Raw genomic sequence first — 867 nt, forward strand, 5'->3', positions numbered from 1 at the left:
GGAAGATTTCGCGCATCGCGACGTTAATAGCATCACATACCAAGTCGGTATTCAGTGCTTCAAGAATGGTTTTGCCAGTTAGGATTTCTGCGGCCATCGCGGCTGATTGAGTCATGCCTGAACAGCCGATCGTTTCGATCAAAGCTTCTTCGATGATGCCGTTTTTGACGTTAAGAGTCAGTTTTGCTGCACCTTGTTGAGGAGCACAAGCACCAACGCCGTGGCTAAGACCAGAAATCGCGATAACGTCTTTTGGATTGATCATTGCGCCTTCAACAGGGATCGGTGCAGATGCATGAAGATCGCCGCGTTGAATCGGGCACATTGATTGGATTTCGTGTGAATATTGCATAATGTTTTCCCAGTGTACGATATCCAGCCTATTTGTCAGACTCAACGGCGTTGACTGCTCTTATTCGCTCCATCAAATAGAAAACTATGTTCAGGAGGTTCATGCGTTTGTTGCCTTGTTGAGTTAACAACTATTTTGGATATCTTTTTAATTTTTGAGAAAACAGGAGCGGGGTTGGAGAAGAGTTGAATTGCTCACTACAGAACTCTCGCTTTCACAACATAAGCGAAAGCACTTCCAACAGGGCTGACCTGTTTTCGTTTCTGTAGGAGTCATTAGCTTTAACAGCGGTTCGAATCTTTCGATTCCGGTGGTACCCCATCACCGAACCCATTTAGACTAGATCTAAGTCACACTAATCTGCAACATGAAATTTAGAGCAATTTGGGATATTAAATCGGTTCTTTATATTCTCAGAGATATATGGAGATAAACGGAAGGAATAAAAAAACGCCGCATAATGCGACGTTTTTTCTAAACAAATGAGAGGCTTATGCAGCGTCTTCTTGCTCGCT

At 43.5% G+C, this 867-nt stretch carries 1 protein-coding gene and 1 riboswitch; the gene reads right to left on the reverse strand.

Annotated features, from left to right (window positions below; all coding sequences use genetic code 11):
* On the reverse strand, positions 1–352 hold a 352-nt coding region (locus R8N47_RS24270), incomplete at its 3' end, for an iron-sulfur cluster assembly scaffold protein (RefSeq protein ID WP_318185986.1).
* A 259-nt stretch (positions 353–611) separates the two neighbouring features.
* Positions 612–687, reverse strand: a riboswitch (Fluoride riboswitch).
* Positions 688–867: the final 180 nt, after the last annotated feature.

The organism is Vibrio sp. 2132-1 (assembly GCF_033344315.1).